We start from the raw sequence: 18,338 nt of genomic DNA on the forward strand, positions 1-18,338 counted from the left end.
CAGTCTGAGTCAGAATGAGTAGGAAATGCTCGCATTCACGAAATCACGGTCTGTTAATTCGTTAAACGGTTTGCCACCAAAGAAGTTTGTATAGCCGATGGAGCCTGTTATGCGGTTCTGGTACACACCCTGTAGTGACAGGCCAATGGCCTTGCTGCCTTCTTTGAAGTTGCCGCCAGGTTGCGGCGCATAACCTTCAACATCGTGGCTCCAGGCCAGTTGCGGAGAAAGGTTGATGCCAGCAATGGCGTTCGGATAATTCCAGATCAGGCGGGTCCTGTAGCCCCAGGAGAAGGATGTGGTAAAACCATCGTTGTTACAGTAGGTGGAATTGATGTTAGCGCCGGCGGTACAGAAGTCTCCGGTGAAGTTTGGCCCCTCCAGCGGCAAGGTGCCGATGCCGAAGGTACCTGAGCGACCATAACGCGCTTCATCCTTGCCCGGGAGATCATGAACGTAGGTGGCCCCGAATTCAGTGATCAATGACAGGCGGCTGGCACCCATAACCTGATCGAAGAACTTCACCAGAGTGAACTGTGCCTGAGAAACGTTGAAACGGTCGTAGGCGTCTACTGACTTGCCTGCCAGGTTAGCGTTGTTCGATTCATCCAGGCGTTGCTGTTCCAGCTTACTGAGTACTTCGCCATTCGGCCCGCGCTGCTGCAAGCCACCGAAGATCATTTCGAAAGCACTCCACTGCAACGGCAGGTTATCCCGGAAGCTGTATTCAGCACCCAGAGACCAGCCGCCCGGTATCGTGGTGTTGATACTGATGCCATAGAGGTTGATGTTCTCTGGATACTCTACGAAGTAACTCGGGAACTGCGTGAAATCCTTACTTGGGTCGTTCTGCTGGGTCGGAAGCGGGGACGACGGGTTGTTCGACACACCACTGATATATGGCAGACGACTATTGTATTTGATGTAGTAGAAGCCGATTTCAGCATCATTCAGCTCAGGGACGTACCAGCGCAGGGCCACACCAAACTGATCCTTGGAATCCGCTTCCTGGTCCCCCAGGCGAGGGGTGATAAAGCCTTGAGCATATGCTTGCGAGTCTGGTAACTGGCCTGCAAGGAGTACAGGGCCACAACCTTCGGCAGCGAAATCGTTGGTCGAAAAGAAGGTGCCACAGTCGTCCGGGCGCACGGGTTCCCAACCTGTCTGAATGAAGCCTTCCACGGTGATGTTTTCGGTAATACCGGCTGATGCGTAGAACATCTCTACGGGAAGCAGAGCGTCTTTCAGTTCAGAACCAGGTGCACGGAAGGCTGGAACATCAACCGGGTTGATGGTGTTGATGCCGCCCTGAATGAACGTGCTCTCACCCCAGCTCACGACCTGCTTGCCATAGCGGAGGCTGACCGGCACATCGCCAAAATACCAGTCTGAAAACACGTACGCGTCGAGGATTTCACCGCCAGAGGCGTTGTCTTTTACCGCGCTGTTCAACTCGCGCCTTTGACCAACAGGGTCCACAGCCCTGTTCTCGTCTTTCAACTCAAAGTCATACCAGTATCGGCCGCGAACAAAACCGCCGACGCGAGTCAGGGTGTCGCTGTCCACGTTGTAGCTGAGGAAGAGGTCGCTGTTACCTTTGATGATCTTGGAGTAAGTGTCCCCTTTGTTGAAATTGAGGTTACCGTCATCAAAGTTGTTGGAGGACGCACCGACAGATGAGTTGGCATACTGTGGCCCAAGGTTGCCTTGTGAGATCAACCTTTTGTCCTGAGATTCGGTACGCCAGCCAGCGCCGGCCGACAGTGTGGTGTCAAAAGCGGCGTCCACGCCCCCGATATAAAAGGAATAAGCAGTTGCTTGTCCGGACATTCCCGCTGCAACAGCTACAGCCAGCGGAAGTTTGATCCACTGCTGCCATTGGTGGGTTTTTATTGTCATTGGTGGGATTCTCCATTGTTGTTATAAGTCGCTTTTCTAATTATTGGTATACACGATGTCTAGCGGCGCCATTGAGCGCTTTGATCAGCCTTGCGGTTCCTCATGCATTTTTTTGAAATGAACCAACCCTGGTGCCCACATATGCTTCACTGGATCAACATCCACGTGAATGACACCACAGCCTCCATTTTCGAGTGCGAGGTCTATGGCCTCTCGTAGTTGCTCCACTGACGAAACACGTGCACCGAACGCCCCCATTGAACGGGCCAGTTGATCAAACTGGATTTCGCCCAAGTCTGCCTTGATGGTTTCATTTTCATCCAGCTTCTTGAACAGCATGGTCTTGAGTGGTCGCAACATAAACTGTTGACTCATTTTGACCATACCCCACTGTTTATCACACAGAACAATCCAGATCACCCTGGCCTTGTTTCTTACTGCGGTTTCAACTTCCTGGGGGTGAAAACCGAAAGCACCGTCACCGATAATGCAACACACAGGTGTGTCTGGGAGCGCCACTGCCGCTCCCACCGCTTGCGCCATGCCAGCGCCCAGCATGCCAAATTTGAAAGTCGACAGAATACGGTTTGGGGTTCGAACCTTGTGATAGAACATCGCCCAGATCGCTGCATTACCGCCATCAGCTACCAGCACGCTGTTGTCCGGGAAGAGTTCGTCGCACACGGTGGCGATGTGTGCAGGGTGGATCGGCTCGGACAAATCTGCCAGCGCCTTGTTCCAACCTGACCGCTCTTTGGTCATCAGCTGTTGATAGTCAGCCACGCGCTGTTTGCGCTGCTCCAGCCCTGTCTGTTGCCGTTGCTCAAGCTCAGTAGCCAATGCAGCCAGAAACCTCCCTGCATCAGCCTGAATGGCGAGGTCTACAGGCTTGTTCAGCCCCAGAATGCTGGCATCGATATCCACCTGTATGGTTTTTTGCTCAGAAGGCGAACGCCAGTAGGGTGGTTTTCCCCACCAATCGGTTTCACCGATGCGTGAACCAAGTACAAGAACCGTATCAGCCTCGTTGCGCACCTTGTGGTTAACGTTTACATGAGGCATCGGGATGGCCAGCGAAACCGTTTCCGGCAAAACGCCACGGGCGGCCCAACTGGTTGTGACAGGAGCCTGCAGAATCCCGGCGACGCGTGCCAACGCCTCAAAGGCACCGGCGTGGATCACGCCACTACCCGCATGAATCATGGGTGCGGTGGCGCTGGTTAACCAGTCAGCTGCCTGTCGAACTTGCTCAGGGTCTGGCGGGAGGCTGGTCTGATGACGATACCGGGAGGGTGGTATTAACGCTGGCACATTCTTTTGTTTGCCATTCATGAAGTTCTCTGGAATATCCAGATGTACAACACCCGGTCGCCCTTCCCAGCAAGCGCGCAGAGCTTTGTGGGCCAGTTCCGGAACCCGCTCGAAGGCGGAAGCGCTATGGCTCCATTTGCCGATTTGCCCGATAACGCCAACCTGGTTGAAGCACTGGTAAGCGCCGCCACGGTCCGGATACATGATTCCGGGGCGTCGTGCACTGGTGATGACCAGTACACGGTTACCTTCTGCCTGCTCCACCACCAGCCCCGGCAGAATATTTGCGACACCGGGGCCGTTGCTTGCCATACAGACCCCTAGCTTTCCGGTCAGGCGTGCATAGGCACCCGCCATGTGAGCCGCACAGGATTCGTGTCTGGGAGTAACAATTTCGATACCCAGCCGATGCAGTTCCGAATAAAAACCGAAATAAGTGCCATCGATAATGCCGAATACCTTCTCTACCCCCTCTTGATGCAACATCTGCGCTAGCAGTGCGCCACCACTGGCTGTTGTCATCACACTCTCCTGTCATTGTGGACATGGGTCCGGCTTGTTGTTATGTTCAATTGACATCGGTCAGTATATATAACGGGTCTACCCAAAGACGGTTTAAACAGGACAGTAAGGCGGTAATTCGAGCCAAGAATGGCAACATGAATACAGTCAACAAGCTTTACGCCAAAGCACTGTCGCAATATGCAGAACGTGCCGGCCTGGCAATCTCCCCAACACTCCTGAAAATGGTTGATCAGCAAAGTCGCCTTCCGTTGGCGTTACTGGATCAGCTTTGGGATGCCTGCTGCCAAACCAGCAAGGATCCATTGGTCGGGCTTCGTATCGGGCTTGAGCTGCAACCTGGTCATCTCGACAGTGCGGGGCTTTTGCTGATGACCTGCACCACACTGGGTGAGGCGCTGGAGCAACTGACAGAGGTTGCTCCAATCGTTGGTGGAGGGGGTGACTTTACACTTGTGCGCCAAAAGGCTGGCAAGGCTGCGGTTCATTATCAGCCTCGTCTTGCCAAGCGCCAGGCAGAGCGCGTTGAGGCGGCGCTGGCGGCGATTCTTAATCTGGGCCGCTGGGCCAGTGGTGACAGCTTTACGGCGAGCGAATTTCGCTTCATGCACGAGCCACTGGCGTCCAGAGAGAACTACAGCAGGCTGCTGGGCGTGAAGGCCTGCTTCCAGTCAGAAAGCAACGCGCTGGTTTTTTCTGAAGAGCAGCTTGCCCTACCTCTGGTTCAGGCCAACAATAGCCTGCACACATACCTCCGGCACCTCACTGACCGTACCCTCGCCGAATTGGGGTGCCAGAGCTTAAGCGCCGAGACCCAGCGACTCATTGAACGGTATCCGCGTTGGGGTAAAGACCGTATTGCGGTGGAGATGAGCTTGAGTGGCCGACACCTCAACCGCAAGCTGGCGGAGGAGGGGTATTCGTTCAAATCCTTGCGTGACAGCACGCTGCACCGGCTGGCTCTTGAGCGCCTTCAGGGGCAAGAGCGGCTTGTTGATATTGCCGACGCGCTGGGCTTCTCGGACGAAAGCGCGTTCGCCAAGGCATTCAGGCGCTGGACTGGCACCTCTCCGGCCAAGCTGCGCCGGCGGCTCTCCGACGAAGACAATCATTCACCATCGGCGCTGGATGAAGGCGCAAATTGATAAAATGAGGGGTGCCCCCTCGGTGCTATCTCATCAACCCTCGCTCCTCGGTCGTCTCCACGTACCCTGTATACAAACTGCGGACACGAACCCGATAAACCTGTCCTGCAAAGCGGGCAATTCCCGCTGGCCCGCTACCGTTTCGTAGGCAATAAGCTCCGACAGAGTCATATCATGGCTCGAATTGTCATGGTTTGTGTCCCGTCTGGTCGGGAAAACCAGTGCCTGAAACCGTAAGATGCAGGCACTTAATAATAAAAGCAGGAATACCATTATGTACGCAGTAATTGGCGCCGGTCCCATGGGTCTGGCCTGTGCCCGCAACCTTCAGAAGCAGAATATCCCCTTTACCGGATTCGAACTCCACAGCGATGTGGGCGGCCTGTGGGATATCGACAACCCTCACAGCACCATGTACGACACGGCCCATCTGATCTCTTCAAAACGGATGACGGAATTCGCAGAATTCCCCATGAAGGACTCCGTGGCCCAGTACCCCAGCCATCATGAGCTGAAATCCTATTTCCGGGACTTCGTGGACCATTTTGGCCTGCGGGAACACTACGAGTTTAGTACCCGGGTGGTCAGCGTTGAGCCGGACGGAGACCAGTGGGCCATCACTACCGAACACGACGGGCAAACACAGACCCGTATCTTCGATGGTGTGATGATTGCCAACGGCACCCTCCACACCCCTAACATGCCGGCACTTCCTGGTGACTTTGCGGGCGAGGTGATGCATTCCGCCGACTACCGAACCCCGGAGGTCTTCAAGAACAAACGCGTGCTTATTATCGGTTGTGGCAATTCCGGGGCGGATATTGCAGTTGACGCCGTGCACCATGCTCACTCTGTGGATATGAGTCTGCGCCGGGGCTACTATTTTCTGCCCAAATTCATTAACGGTCGACCGGTCGATACCCTCGGTGGCAAGTTGAAGCTGCCCCGCCCCATTAAACAAAGGCTCGATGCCCGACTGATGCGCATGGTGATAGGCAAGCCTTCAGACTATGGCTTACCGGACCCGGAATATCGGATGTACGAGTCTCACCCGGTGATCAACTCCCTGATTCTTCACCACCTGGGGCATGGTGACATCAAGCCTCGCAGGGCCATCGACCGGGTTGAAGGCCATACCGTGCATTTCAGCGACGGCGAGTCCGGTGACTATGACCTGATTCTGATGGCTACCGGATATCTGCTGGACTACCCCTTCATTAACAAGAAACACCTGAATTGGCCCGAGCACGAAGACGCCCCTCGGTTGTACCAGAACATGATGCACCCGGATTACGACAACCTGTTCGTTATGGGGATGATCGAGGCCACGGGCCTGGGATGGGAGGGTCGCAACCAGCAGGCCCGGCTGGCTTCCCTGTTCATCCGGGAAAAGCAGCGGGGCTCTGCTGCCGCCACCGACCTGTCCCAGAAAAAGAAAACCCGTGCCGGGGAGCGGCTGGACGGGGGCTATAATTACATCAAACTGGCCCGCATGGCCTACTATGTGAACAAAGACGCCTACTTGGACAGCCTGGCCAGGCACATCGCAGACCTCGAAACTGACAGCAAGGGGTAATGGCGTATGCAGTCGTCCATGACGGTGCAGTTTGACCCCGCCAGCCTGATTATCCTGAACCTCATTCTTGCACTGATGATGTTCGGGGTGTCCATGACCTTGAAGCCGGCAGACTTCCGGCGGGTACTCACCATACCCCGTGCGCCATTGGCCGGGCTGTTCGCCCAGTTCCTGCTGCTACCCCTGGCTACTTGCCTGTTCACCTGGTTCTTCCGCGTCGATCCGGACCTGGCGCTGGGTATGATACTGGTGGCTTCCTGCCCCGGTGGCAGCTTCTCGAATATCATGACCTGGCTGGGTAAAGGCAATGTGGCGGTGTCAGTGAGCATGTCGGCCGTCTCCAGCCTGGCGGCTACGGTGATGACCCCCTTCAACTTTGCCCTCTACGGCTGGCTTAACCCCCATACCCGGGCCTACTTACAGGAAATCACCCTGGAGCCCGGCAATATTCTGCTGCTGGTGTTACTGGTACTGGCCTTGCCGTTGCTACTGGGCATGATCACTGGCGGGCGGTTTCCGCAGCTGGCGGTACGTAGCGAGAAGCCTCTGCGCTTTATCTCGCTAATGATTTTCATGGTGTTCGTGGCTATTGCCTTCCTGAACAATATGGAGCTGTTTCTGGAGCGTTTCCATAGCTTCTTCTGGCTGGTCGTAGGGCACAACCTTTTAGCTCTGGGGCTTGGTTACGCCATGGCCCGGCTGATGAAGCTGTCAGTGCCGGATCAGCGTGCGGTTACCATGGAAGTGGGTATCCAGAACTCAGGCCTTGGGCTGGTTATCCTGTTCACCTTCTTCCCTGATGCCGGCGGCATGATGCTGATTACTGCCTTCTGGGGCGTCTGGCACCTGGTGTCCGGCCTGACCCTGTCGCAGATCTGGGCCCGGCGACCTCTTCCTCATGCAACAGAGCAATACTCCTGATCCCATGACCATAGAAAAACGGATACTCATTACCGGCGCTGCTGGCTACATCGGCCACCAGTTGGGCAACCGGCTCGCAAAGGATTATTTTGTCCTTGGCACCGACATAAGAACAAGGGATGGCCTGGATTTTCCGCTGGAAGTGCTGGATGTGCGGGACAACAAGCTCGTACTGACCCTGGCGGAATACCGGATTACCCATGTGATTCACCTGGCTTCGATACTCCAGGCTTCACCCGACCGACAACGTGATTACGACATCGACGTAAACGGCACTCGAAACCTACTGGAGGCGTGTGTCGCGGCGAAGGTGAAACATCTCACTGTCACCAGCTCTGGCGCCGCATACGGTTACCATCCGGATAACCCGGCCTGGATCGATGAGGACGACCCTCTGCGGGGCAACCCGGAGTTTGCCTATTCGGACCACAAACGCCAGGTGGAGGAGCTACTGCGGAAATACCTCGATGAGCACCCGGAATTGCAACAGCTGGTGTTCCGACCTGGCACGGTACTGGGGGCTGAAACCCGCAACCAGATCACCGGCCTGTTTTTGGCGCCGCGCCTGTTAGCCATCCGGGGCAGTGACTCACCGTTCGTGTTTATCTGGGACCAGGATGTTATTGGAGCCATGGAGCAGGGCATCCGAGAGGACAAGGTTGGCCGGTACAACATGGCCGGTGACGGAGCCCTTACCATTCGGGAGATCGCCAGCCGGTTGGACAAGTCCCTGCTGACCATACCCGCAAGTGTGGCGAAAGGCGCATTGCAAGTGGCCAGGTGGCTGGGCAAACCGGTAGCCCCGGAGCAGGTCAACTTCCTCCGTTACCGACCCGTGTTGAGCAACCGCCGGTTGAAGGAGCAATTCGGCTACCGACTTCAAAAAACCTCGGCAGAGACCTTCGAGTTCTTTATCGAGCAGGCGAAAAAGGCGGGCGACCTATGAGCGTTACCCTGATCACCGGCGCTGCCAGTGGCCTGGGCTGGGCCATGGCCCAACACTGGTACCAGGCCGGCCACAACCTTGTGCTGGCGGATATAGATGCGGATGCCTTGTTGCGACGGCAAAAGGAGCTGGGCGATGACACCCGGGTGCATATCGTTACCGTGGATGTCACCCACACACCGGATCTTGAGCGATTGGTACGAGAAACCGAGGCTGCATATGGTCGTCTGGATCTGCTGGTGAATAACGCGGGCATTACTCACCGCTCCCTGGCTGCCAGCACAAAGCCGGACGTATTTCGCAAGGTTATGGCCGTTGACTGGCAGGGGCCAGTGGAGCTGACGCAGCTGGCCTTGCCCTTACTGGAGCGCAGCAAAGGTCAGATTATCTGCATAGGCTCAATGGCTGGCTGGATGCCGGTGCCGGGTCGGGCCGGATATTGCGCAGCCAAGAGTGCCCTGACTCAATTTTTCGAGGTGCTGCGGCTGGAGCTGGAGCCCAGGGGCATTCATCTGCTCATGGTCTACCCCAGCTTTCTGGACACGCCCATAGAGCAGAGTGCCCTGGGTGCCGATGGCAACAGGGCGACCCACGCCCGTTCCACCGTTGGCAGTATGGCCAGCGCGGATGATATTGCGCAGCTGATCGCCAAGGCTCTCATCAAGCGCAAGCCCTGGTTGTTGCCAGATCGAATATCCCGCTTCGGCAGCCTTTTGTGGCGCATTGCCCCGCTGCTGTATCTTAGAGTCGTGCGCCGAAAATTCGCAGGTGACATTGAGGACAGTGCAGAACCAGCAATCGCGACTTCACACGGGAACCCGCCACATGATTGACCCCTGGCTCTGGCTTGGCCTGGCCATATTACTTGCCTACACCATTGAAGCCATCACAGGCTTCGGTTCTATTGTTATCGCCCTGTCCCTGGGCGCCATATTCCTGCCTATTCCGGAGATGCTGCCAGTACTCGTGCCCCTGAACGTGTTCATGAGCGGCTATCTGACCTGGAAACACCGCCAGCACATCGACTGGCGCCTACTCACCGCCCTGATTCTTCCCTTGATGGTAGCTGGTACCTTTACCGGCTATGTGCTCACGCCCTGGCTGGGGACCAGTCTTCTCAAGGCGCTATTTGGCGCTCTGGTAGTGTGGTTTGCCGGCAAGGAACTCTGGCGACTGTTCGGTGGCCATGTGGCCAGGCCCCACGGTCTGATGACCAGCCGCATTCTCACCTTCGGCGCAGGCATTACCCACGGCCTGTTTGCCTCAGGCGGCCCACTGCTTGTCTATGCTCTGGCCGGTATCCAGCAAGACAAAAGCCGCACCCGCGCAACCCTCCTGGCGGTCTGGTTCACTCTGAACCTGACTCTGAGTGTGCTCTACCTGTTTGATGGCAGCCTGCTCAATAGTGCCGGTCGGCTAGTGTGGTACTTGCCCTTGCTGGTGGTTGGCGTTCTGGTAGGAGAGTTTTTCCACCAACGCCTCGACGAGACCAGGTTCCGGCAGGCCGTGTATTGTGTGTTGCTAGTCACTGGATTGCTGTTGATTGTGAAGGCTTAGGCACAGTTATACTATCTGCCAGTCGGCCCTGGGAGCCAGGGTTTGAGTAAAGAATGGTGATGATCTGTGCCTGATTCTGAAAGAGCTTGGGTTGATTTAAGGCCCAAAGCAGCACCTCTCGAAAACCCTCTGTATTACCTGAAAAACATGGAAACGGTAGTGGCCTGGGTGGCCACTCATCACGTGGATCTGCTGCTAGAGCCCGAGCGCGGCTGCCTGCGGGATTTCTTTGAGCTGCCTCGCCCCTCACGGGCGCTGCTGACCCGCATGGTGATGCGCAGTGGCGATCTGTTTCGCGCTGACAAGCTGAATTACCCGGAGCTGGGAAGCCCGGAAGCTGAAGCAATGGATAAGCTGGTTAACGGTGGCTGGCTGGATACAGATCCGCTGCTGACGCTGGACGAACTTTTTCGGCTGTTCACTCTGGCGGAACTTCGCCCGGCTTTTGCGCCGGTTCTGGTACAGGCCGGGCATGGCAAAAATCTTCCGAAAGCCCGTATGCGAGAGGTTTTGCAAGACACCTTCGAAGGCCCTCTCACACTGGCCGCTTGGCTCGGTCAAGGTGTTGCGCCTGTTGTGCGGGTCAGGCACATGGAACTGTTTAACCGCATCCGCCTGATGTTTTTCGGCAATCTGCGCCAGAGCTGGTCTGATTTTGTATTGGTGGAACTGGGCCATCACCGTTATGAGCCGGTGGAATTTACCCCGGAGGCGCGAGCCTTCTCGCATCGCAGCGAGGTGGACACCTACCTGGCGATGCACCACTGCCGTGAAAACCTGGATGCGGGAATGCCAGCGGCAGAGGTTTGGGCTGAGGTCCCGCCTGCTTCGGATAACGCCTGGCTGAGTAGCCGCCGTGATCGTTTGCTGCTGGAGCTGGGGCGTCAGGCGGAACGCCAGACTGAGCGAGAGATTGCGTTGCAGGCGCTGGCGGCCAGTGGCCATCGGGAGGCCCGATTAAAACAGCTGCGGCTGCTGGAGCGGATGAAGCGCTTTAAAGAAGCCTGGGCCATTGCCACTGAATGGCAGAGTGATGAACTGAGCGACGCTGAATTTCAGGGGCTGGCACGTATACTCAAGCGGCTGGCGGTAAAAGTGGGCCAGCCGGCGCCACCGGTGCCCCAGGCCCCGGATATCCGTGAATTCGTACTGGCCCTGCCGCAAACCGGTGGCTCTGTGGAGGCGGTGGTTCGGGATAACCTGTCCACACCCGAAGCTCCAGTATTCTATGTGGAAAACACCCTGATCAATGGTCTGTTCGGTTTGCTGTGCTGGCACATTATTTTTAAAGCCATACCCGGTGCATTTTTTCACCCGTTTCACACCGGGCCGGCGGATCTGGTGCGGGAGGATTTTGTCAGCCGCCGGCAAGCCGGGTTTGAAGAGTGTTTTACCGCGCTTCAGAATGGCGAATACCGGGAGAGGATTCTGGCCACCTATGCTGCCAAACAGGGCATCTCCAACCCGTTTGTGATCTGGCCGGCGCTGAATGAGGAATTGCTGGGTCTGGCACTGGATTGCATTCCTGCAACAGACCTGCAGGTTCTTTTTGAGCGCCTTTTGCTGAATATCCGCGAACATCGCAGTGGTTTCCCCGATCTTGTACGTTTTTATCCGGAGAACCCGGAGGATAAGCCCCGTTATGAAATGATCGAGGTGAAAGGCCCGGGCGACCGGTTGCAGGATCACCAGATCCGCTGGCTGCACTTCTTCGCCCATCAGGGCATCGCCTCCGGCGTGTGCTATCTGCGTTGGCAGGATAGCGGAGCGACACTGTGAGGGTTGCGGTCAGAACCCTCTGCGAGTTCGCCGCTCGCGAAGGCGACCTGGACTTCCGTTATACGCCGGCACCCAGCGCCGAAGAGGGTATTGCGGGGCATCAGGCTATTCAGGGGAAACGTGGCTACGGTTATAAAAGCGAGTATTCACTTACCGGTGAATGCCTTGGTTTAGAGCTTTATGGCCGCGCGGACGTTTATAACCCGCATTCGGGGCTGCTGGAAGAGATTAAAACCCACCGGGGGGATTTATCCCGTATCCGGCCCCATCAGCGGGCTTTGCACCGCGCCCAGCTGCGGGCCTATGGTGCCCTGCTCTGTCGTCAGGAAAAGCGCAAAAAACTGAAGCTGTCCCTGGTCTATTTCGATATTGGCAAGAACCGTGAAACGCCGGTTACTGAAATCGCCACGGCCGATGAGCTTTGGCAGGAACTGGAAGCCTTGTGCGACCGCTACCGGCTCTGGGCGGAGCAGGAAGCCCACCACCGGGAACAGCGGGATATTCGTCTCGCCGGCCTGCGATTTCCCTTTGCGGACTTTCGCCCGCGCCAGCGTCAACTTGCGGAAACGGTTTACAAGAATACGGTTAAAGGCGGTACCTTGCTGCTGGAAGCGCCCACGGGGCTGGGCAAAACCCTGGGGACTCTGTTCCCGGCCTTGATGGCCATGCCGGCTGCGCAGCACGACCGATTGAATTATCTCACCTGCCGCAACACCGCACGGCAACTGGCGGTGGATGCCGTCGAGCGTCTGCGGGCGGCACAGGATACGCCGCAGATCTGGCCTTTGCGCACTCTGGAACTGGTGGCCAAGGCCGATGCCTGTGAACACCCGGATAAAGCCTGCCACGGGGATTCCTGCCCGCTGGCCAAAGGTTTTTTTGACCGCTTGCCGGATGCTCGCGCCGAAGCGGTCCAGGCCGGCGTGACCCTCACTCAGGAGGTGTTGGCGAAGATTGCCAGCGGCCATAATATCTGCCCCTACTTTCTGGCTCAGGAAATGGCGCGCTGGTGTGAACTGGTGATTGGCGATGTAAACCGGATGTTTGATCAGTCCGCCCTGCTCCACGGCCTGACCCGGCAGAACAACTGGAAAACCGCCATTCTGGTGGATGAAGCCCACAACCTTGTGGATCGTGGTCGGGGTATGTACTCGGTTCAGCTGGACCAGCAACGGCTGTTAAAGGTGCGTACATCTGCACCCAAAGCGCTGAAATCCCATCTGGATCGAACAGCGCGGGCCTGGCAGGGGATTGTGCGTGATCACTCAGCCGTAAGTTCCGCTCCGGTGTTTCTCGATAACCTGCCTCCGGCTCTCACCGGTAGCCTGCAAGGGCTGGTATCCGGCCTTACGGATTATCTGGCGGATAACCCGCCGGATCTGGCCCTTCAGGAGCTGTTGTTTGAGTCTGTGTCTTTCATGAAACTGGCTGATTCCTTCGGCGATCATTCCCTGTGTGAATTCCGCCGCGAAGGCCGGGGCCGTGCCAGCCTGGCGATTCAGAACCTGGTGCCGGCAGATTTTTTGCGCGACCGTTTTCAGGCCGCGGCCTCTGTATTACTGTTTTCTGCCACCCTCAGCCCAGGCGTTTATTACCGGGACCTTCTGGGCCTGCCGGAAGACAGCCGGTTTACCTCATTGCCCAGCCCCTTCAGCGCTGACCAGCTAAGGGTAAAGTTCACACCGAAGATCAGTACACGTCAGGCCCACAGGGAGGCATCGGTAGCGCCCATAGCTGCGCTGATTGCGGAGCAATATAAGGCGCGCCCGGGGCACTATCTGGCGTTCTTCAGCAGCTTCAAATACCTGAACGAAGTGAGTGAAGCCTTGGGCGCGAGCGCCCCGGAGGTACCCCAGCGCTCTCAGCATTCAGGCATGAGCCCGCAACAGCGCCGGGAGTTTCTGGCGGGGTTCCGGGAAGAGAGCGGCAGCGTGGCCTTTGCCGTTTTGGGGGGTGTGTTCAGTGAAGGCATTGATCTGCCGGGGGATCAGTTGATTGGCGCCTTTGTGGCAACCCTGGGTTTACCGCCTTTTGATGCCTGGCATGAGATTCTCAAACATCGGCTGCAGCAGCGTTTTGGCGCTGGCTATGAGTACACCTATCTTATTCCGGGCTTGCAGAAAGTAGCTCAGGCTGCGGGAAGGGTGATTCGCACACCGGAGGATCAGGGCGTGATCTGGCTGATAGACGACCGCTTTTTACAGCCGCAGATTCGGGGGTTGTTACCAGGCTGGTGGTTCGGAACCGGGGCTGCTGACTAAAACAGCCCCGGTTGCAGGCGGGCTTCAATCAGCCGAAGTGATAAAACGCCACTTTGTTGCCATCCTTGTCTTTTACGTAGGCACCGTAAAACTTGTCAGGGATGCGCTGCCCTGGCTCGCCATCGCAGGACGCACCCAACTCTATGGCTTTCTGGTAGTAGGTATCAACCGCCTCTTTCGAGCCTGGCCAGAACGCCAGCATATTGCCGTTACCGGGATGGTTTGGCTCGCCGTCGAAGGGTGTGCAAACAGCCAGCATCGGGCCCTTCATGCTTTCGCCAATAAATGCAATGCGGCCCATGTCCAGCAGAAGCTTTGCGCCCATACCGCCCAGAAGCTCTGTGTAGAACTTCTTGGCTCTTTCCATATCGCTGACACCAATGGTGACGTATCCGATCATGCTCAATTCTCCTGTTTCGCGCTTTGTGTCTGCGCGGTGCATCTTAAGGCGTTACTCTATTATCCCACCGAAAATTCGCGGCCCAGTGCAGGGCTTCCGGGAGTGGCACTGGCTTGCTGTAGAAAAAACCCTGGCCGATATCGCAGCCGAGCTCTATCAGTTTTCGTTCAACCTCTGCACTTTCTATGCCTTCGGCAACCAGCCGTCGTTCGAAACTCTTTGAGAGACTGACGATGGCACTGACAATCATGCTGTCGTCTGCATCGTTCAGCATATCCATTACGAACGAGCGGTCAATTTTGATTTCCTGGGCGGGCAATCGGCGAAAGTAGTCCAGAGACGAATACCCGGTCCCGAAGTCGTCCAGTGAAACATCCACCCCCAGCTCGCGACAGGCCGTGAGATTTTTCAGAACGGTTTCAGTATCGTCCATCGCTGTGGTTTCGAGAATTTCCAGGATGAGGCGTGCGCGCAATTCCTTCGGGCAGCCTTCCAGCGCCGCGGCTAAATCGTCTCCAAACTCTTGGCTCAGGAAGTGTGAAGGGCTCAGGTTGACACTCAACGTATACGGCAGGCCCTGTTGCGCAAATCCCGCCAGCTGCTTTACGGCTTCCCGGATCACATAGTTCCCAAGGGTGCGTGCATACTCAGTGTATTCAATATGCTCGAGGAAATGGGCGGGCCCGAGAAGGCCCTCTTGAGGGTGGTGCCACCGTATCAGGGCCTCGAATCCGTTCACTGAGCCGTTACGAAAGCAGATTTTGGGTTGATAGAATAATTCGAGCTCCTCGTGGCGAAGAGCGTTGTCGATCTGATCCAGTACTCTTATCCGCTCTTTGCGGGAGGAATGTGACGCCAGGTCAAATACCTTGAAGCAGTTCTTGCCGGTTTCCTTGGCGGCATACATGGCTTGATCTGCATGGCGAAGCAGCAAGTCCGTATCCGAATCATCGTCCGGGTATACAGTGATGCCCATGCTGCCAGAAACCTGAAGCACGTGATGCCGAAAATTAATGGGTTGTTGGATAGCGTCCAGCAATCGCGCATAAACCCGTTCATCGTCTGCGTCCCTAAGGATGGCTACGAACTCGTCACCGCCCAGACGGGCTACGATGTCGTGGGTGCGCACGGTTGCCAGGAGTTTTGCGGCTACGGACCTGAGAACGGCATCACCTACCGAGTGTCCATGCTTGTCGTTGATCGTCTTGAAACCATCCAGATCAATGAAACAGACAGAAACCAGGCCTTTTCTCTGGTCGGCTTCATAAAGCTCCTGTTCGAACAGTTCCGTCAGCCGGCGGCGATTGGGCAGGCCCGTCAGCGTATCGAAATTGGTGGCCAGCTCAAGGTCCTGTTTATGGGATCTTTGCTCTTCATACAACCGTTTGCGCTCGATCAGGTTGGCGAGAGTTTGTGATAGTGGTGCCAGTTCGTCAGCTAGCTTGCGGGTGTAGCCTTCAGCCCGGTTTGCCAGGCCAATTAACCCCAGATGTTTGCGGCCGGTGAATACAGGAATACCTATGTAGGTATGAATCGGCGGGTGCCCCGGGGGCAAGCCACCGCGCCGGGGATCTTCGGGCAAATTATTGGAGATGATGATTTCGCCGGTCACCATGGGTTGCCCGAGGATATTGTCCAGTCGGTCGAAAATCATGCCCTGGCGTTCAACGTCCTGGTACAGCGCCTGGGTTTCCGGGTTCCATGCGATATTGGTAATGGCGCCGACCTTAAGATAAGGAGTGCCGTTGCTTTCATGCAACACTTCTCCGATGAACCCGAACTGACTTCCGGTTAGGGCGAGCAGGTCGCTGAGCATTTGGCTAAATGCGGAACGTTCGTTGTCGCTAGTGAGAAACACGTTCTGGGCATGGTGGATAGCTCGGTTTAGGTGAGAAACCGGTACATACTCACTCTTGTCAGACTCAATGTACGAACGTTCGAGTTCGTCTTCCACTATGGTGGCCAGGGTGCGGAGTACTTCCAGATCTTTTTCGGTGAACCGTCGGGGCTTGTCATCAATGATGCACAATGTGCCAATTTTGAAGCCGCCAGGTTCACGTATGGGCATGCCTGCGTAGAAACGAATATCCGGGCTATCCAGCACCAGGGGGTTATTGCGGAAGCGGGGGTCATTAGAAGCATCTTCCACTACAAAAATCTGATCTTGCCGTATGGCATGCGCACAGAATGCAACAGAGCGGGGAGTTTCTGTGACATCAAGACCTTGACGGGATTTGAACCATTGGCGGTCATGATCCAGTACCGAGAACAAGGCTATTTTGACGTTATAGTGCTGGCGGGCTATGCGTGTAAGCCGTTCAAAACGTTCTTCAGGAGGTGTGTCTAGCAGCCCAAGCCGGGTCAACGCCGCGAGCCGTTTTTTTTCGGTTTCAGCAGTATTCATTCGGGATCCTTAATAGAACCAGCAACCGAAATGTTTGCACACCGAAATTTTTCAGATTGTGACATTGGGCGAACCGAAAACGTATATAACGATAAGTCGACTAGAACCATCGCATGCGTGAAACTTGTTATAAGATAATAGCAGCAGGTGGCCATAGCGCCAAAGCGCTATGGCTGTTAATCGTAGAAAAGTTGTTTATCGAGGTGGATTGGGGTCAGGTTGTCAGGCGGAGCGGCGTGCCGGCTTCGCCAGCCACTCGTGGCCTTTGAGCATAACATGCCAGTAGAGCGCTGGCAGTTGCTTGGCTTTCAGAAACCAGGCGGCTCGTGTCGCTTTGGTGCCATCGTTCACCCAGGTTGGAAAACTGGGCTGCAACACGCCACCGTAACCGAATTCTGCCAATACTATACGACCGTTTTCCACGGTCAGCGGGCAGGAGCCGTAGCCAAGATAAGCCGCTTTCATCGGCTGGTTGCGCAGGCTTGCGATCAGGTTGTCGGCAACAACTGGTGCCTGTTTACGAACGGCGGCAGCGGTTTTTGCGTTGCCTGTGCCACTCACATCCCCCAGCCCGAAAATGTTGGTATGGCGTTTGTGACAGAGAGTGTCGTCTTCAAGATCCAGCCAGCCACCTTCATTGGCTAGCCGGGATTCCCGGATGAACTCAGGGGCGCGCTGGGGTGGAACGGCATGCAGCATATCAAAACCGATTTCCCGGTCTTCCGTGTTGCCGTCGGCATCTGTTCGACGAAATACGGCTTTACGGCAGGGGCCGTTCACTGAGACCAGATTGCTCTGGAAGTTAAGATCGATACCGTACTTCTCAATATAGCTTTCCAGCGCCGGAACGTAATCGGGGACGCCAAAAAGCACGGCGCCGGCGTTATGGAACTCGATGTCCAGGTTGTTCAGAACCTTGTTCCGGAGCCAGTAATCCGAAGACAGATACATAGCCTTTTGAGGTGCACCGGCGCATTTGATGGGCATGGGCGGCTGGCTGAACAGCGCCCGTCCGCTCTTAAGGTTCTGTACTGTTTCCCAGGTGTATCTGGCCATACCTTCCTGGTAGTTGGACGTAACGCCGTTTGAGCCCAATGCTTCTTTCAAGCCATCAATACCGCCCCAGTTCAGTTCCAGCCCAGGTGCCAGCACCAACGCCTGGTAACCAATGCGGGAGCCGTCGGCCAGAGTGATACGGTTATTCTCCTCATCAACAGACGACGCAGATTGTTTGTACCAGGAGACGAAGCCGGGCATAACCGAAGACATGGGCTTTGAGGTTACTTCGGGATTGAAAATGCCACCGCCGACCATTGTCCAGCCAGGCTGGTAATGGTGTTTTTGTGCTGGTTCGATAATTGCGATGTCCAGCGAGCTGTCTCTTTTATGGAGACTGGAGGCAACGGAAATGCCTGCGGCACCGCCCCCGACAATAACCACTGTGTGGTGTTTGTTTTTATCCTGCTCTGTTGGGTTGCTGCTCATACCTGGAACCTCTTGTCATTATTTGAAAGCGTGGTCTTCTCTTGAGATACATCAAATCGTATCAAACAATGGGTTCTATCGTTATATAAAATAGTAATATAAAAGATGGCTATTCACTCTATGGTGAATCTG

The 18,338-nt window shown here is 55.9% G+C and carries 13 protein-coding genes; 8 read left to right on the forward strand and 5 right to left on the reverse strand.

Going from position 1 to position 18,338, the window contains the following annotated elements:
• Window positions 1-9: 9 nt before the first annotated feature.
• Together Q4501_RS06480 and Q4501_RS06485 are read right to left on the reverse strand one after the other, a co-directional pair.
• Window positions 10-1,899 (reverse strand): DUF1302 domain-containing protein, encoded by a 1,890-nt coding sequence (locus Q4501_RS06480; RefSeq protein ID WP_303595205.1) that lies wholly within the window; start codon window positions 1,897-1,899, stop codon window positions 10-12.
• Window positions 1,900-1,983: 84 nt separating this feature from the next.
• The gene (locus tag Q4501_RS06485) at window positions 1,984-3,732 is read right to left on the reverse strand and encodes a thiamine pyrophosphate-binding protein (protein WP_303595207.1); all 1,749 of its coding nucleotides are present in this window, start codon (window positions 3,730-3,732) and stop codon (window positions 1,984-1,986) included.
• Window positions 3,733-3,869: 137 nt separating this feature from the next.
• Here Q4501_RS06485 and Q4501_RS06490 point away from each other — a divergent pair, with 137 nt between their 5' ends.
• From Q4501_RS06490 to Q4501_RS06525, 8 genes are all read left to right on the forward strand, one after another.
• The gene (locus tag Q4501_RS06490; RefSeq protein ID WP_303595209.1) at window positions 3,870-4,877 is read left to right on the forward strand and encodes an AraC family transcriptional regulator; all 1,008 of its coding nucleotides are present in this window, start codon (window positions 3,870-3,872) and stop codon (window positions 4,875-4,877) included.
• Window positions 4,878-5,151: 274 nt separating this feature from the next.
• Window positions 5,152-6,453, forward strand: coding sequence for an NAD(P)/FAD-dependent oxidoreductase (locus Q4501_RS06495; protein WP_303595210.1), 1,302 nt, complete (start codon window positions 5,152-5,154; stop codon window positions 6,451-6,453).
• Window positions 6,454-6,459: 6 nt separating this feature from the next.
• The gene (locus Q4501_RS06500; RefSeq protein ID WP_303595211.1) at window positions 6,460-7,374 is read left to right on the forward strand and encodes a bile acid:sodium symporter family protein; all 915 of its coding nucleotides are present in this window, start codon (window positions 6,460-6,462) and stop codon (window positions 7,372-7,374) included.
• Entirely contained in the window at window positions 7,352-8,320 is a 969-nt protein-coding gene (locus tag Q4501_RS06505) for an SDR family oxidoreductase (RefSeq protein WP_303595213.1), read from the forward strand. The genes Q4501_RS06500 and Q4501_RS06505 overlap by 23 nt, the downstream gene beginning before the upstream one ends.
• The gene (locus tag Q4501_RS06510; protein WP_303595215.1) at window positions 8,317-9,153 is read left to right on the forward strand and encodes an SDR family oxidoreductase; all 837 of its coding nucleotides are present in this window, start codon (window positions 8,317-8,319) and stop codon (window positions 9,151-9,153) included. Before Q4501_RS06505 ends, Q4501_RS06510 begins: the two co-directional genes overlap by 4 nt.
• Entirely contained in the window at window positions 9,146-9,877 is a 732-nt protein-coding gene (locus Q4501_RS06515) for a sulfite exporter TauE/SafE family protein (RefSeq protein WP_303595217.1), read from the forward strand. Before Q4501_RS06510 ends, Q4501_RS06515 begins: the two co-directional genes overlap by 8 nt.
• A gap of 66 nt (window positions 9,878-9,943) precedes the next feature.
• Window positions 9,944-11,656, forward strand: coding sequence for a VRR-NUC domain-containing protein (locus tag Q4501_RS06520; RefSeq protein WP_368497256.1), 1,713 nt, complete (start codon window positions 9,944-9,946; stop codon window positions 11,654-11,656).
• The gene (locus Q4501_RS06525) at window positions 11,653-13,917 is read left to right on the forward strand and encodes an ATP-dependent DNA helicase (RefSeq protein ID WP_303595219.1); all 2,265 of its coding nucleotides are present in this window, start codon (window positions 11,653-11,655) and stop codon (window positions 13,915-13,917) included. Before Q4501_RS06520 ends, Q4501_RS06525 begins: the two co-directional genes overlap by 4 nt.
• A 28-nt stretch (window positions 13,918-13,945) precedes the next feature.
• Here the strand turns inward: Q4501_RS06525 and Q4501_RS06530 are convergent, their stop codons facing one another.
• The 3 genes from Q4501_RS06530 to Q4501_RS06540 all read right to left on the reverse strand — a co-directional run bounded on the left by Q4501_RS06530 (window position 13,946) and on the right by Q4501_RS06540 (window position 18,206).
• Window positions 13,946-14,317, reverse strand: a complete 372-nt coding sequence (locus Q4501_RS06530) for a VOC family protein (protein WP_303595221.1) — start codon at window positions 14,315-14,317, stop codon at window positions 13,946-13,948.
• Between the two features lie 43 nt (window positions 14,318-14,360).
• On the reverse strand, window positions 14,361-16,721 hold the full coding sequence (locus tag Q4501_RS06535) for a GGDEF and EAL domain-containing protein (RefSeq protein ID WP_303595222.1): 2,361 nt from the start codon (window positions 16,719-16,721) through the stop codon (window positions 14,361-14,363).
• A 222-nt stretch (window positions 16,722-16,943) separates the two neighbouring features.
• A complete protein-coding gene (locus tag Q4501_RS06540) occupies window positions 16,944-18,206 on the reverse strand; it encodes an FAD/NAD(P)-binding oxidoreductase (RefSeq protein ID WP_303595224.1) in 1,263 nt (420 codons plus the stop codon).
• Between the last annotated feature and the right edge of the window lie 132 nt (window positions 18,207-18,338).

It is taken from the genome of Marinobacter sp. 2_MG-2023 (assembly GCF_030546935.1).
Lineage (GTDB): Bacteria > Pseudomonadota > Gammaproteobacteria > Pseudomonadales > Oleiphilaceae > Marinobacter.

Bases quoted from the DNA above. Each gene is read 5' to 3' on its own strand.
- Q4501_RS06480 (WP_303595205.1), bottom strand. From the start codon at position 1,899: ATGACAATAAAAACCCACCAATGGCAGCAGTGGATCAAACTTCCGCTG.
- Q4501_RS06485 (WP_303595207.1), bottom strand. From the start codon at position 3,732: ATGACAACAGCCAGTGGTGGCGCACTGCTAGCGCAGATGTTGCATCAA.
- Q4501_RS06490 (WP_303595209.1), top strand. From the start codon at position 3,870: ATGAATACAGTCAACAAGCTTTACGCCAAAGCACTGTCGCAATATGCA.
- Q4501_RS06495 (WP_303595210.1), top strand. From the start codon at position 5,152: ATGTACGCAGTAATTGGCGCCGGTCCCATGGGTCTGGCCTGTGCCCGC.
- Q4501_RS06500 (WP_303595211.1), top strand. From the start codon at position 6,460: ATGCAGTCGTCCATGACGGTGCAGTTTGACCCCGCCAGCCTGATTATC.
- Q4501_RS06505 (WP_303595213.1), top strand. From the start codon at position 7,352: ATGCAACAGAGCAATACTCCTGATCCCATGACCATAGAAAAACGGATA.
- Q4501_RS06510 (WP_303595215.1), top strand. From the start codon at position 8,317: ATGAGCGTTACCCTGATCACCGGCGCTGCCAGTGGCCTGGGCTGGGCC.
- Q4501_RS06515 (WP_303595217.1), top strand. From the start codon at position 9,146: ATGATTGACCCCTGGCTCTGGCTTGGCCTGGCCATATTACTTGCCTAC.
- Q4501_RS06530 (WP_303595221.1), bottom strand. From the start codon at position 14,317: ATGATCGGATACGTCACCATTGGTGTCAGCGATATGGAAAGAGCCAAG.
- Q4501_RS06535 (WP_303595222.1), bottom strand. From the start codon at position 16,721: ATGAATACTGCTGAAACCGAAAAAAAACGGCTCGCGGCGTTGACCCGG.
- Q4501_RS06540 (WP_303595224.1), bottom strand. From the start codon at position 18,206: ATGAGCAGCAACCCAACAGAGCAGGATAAAAACAAACACCACACAGTG.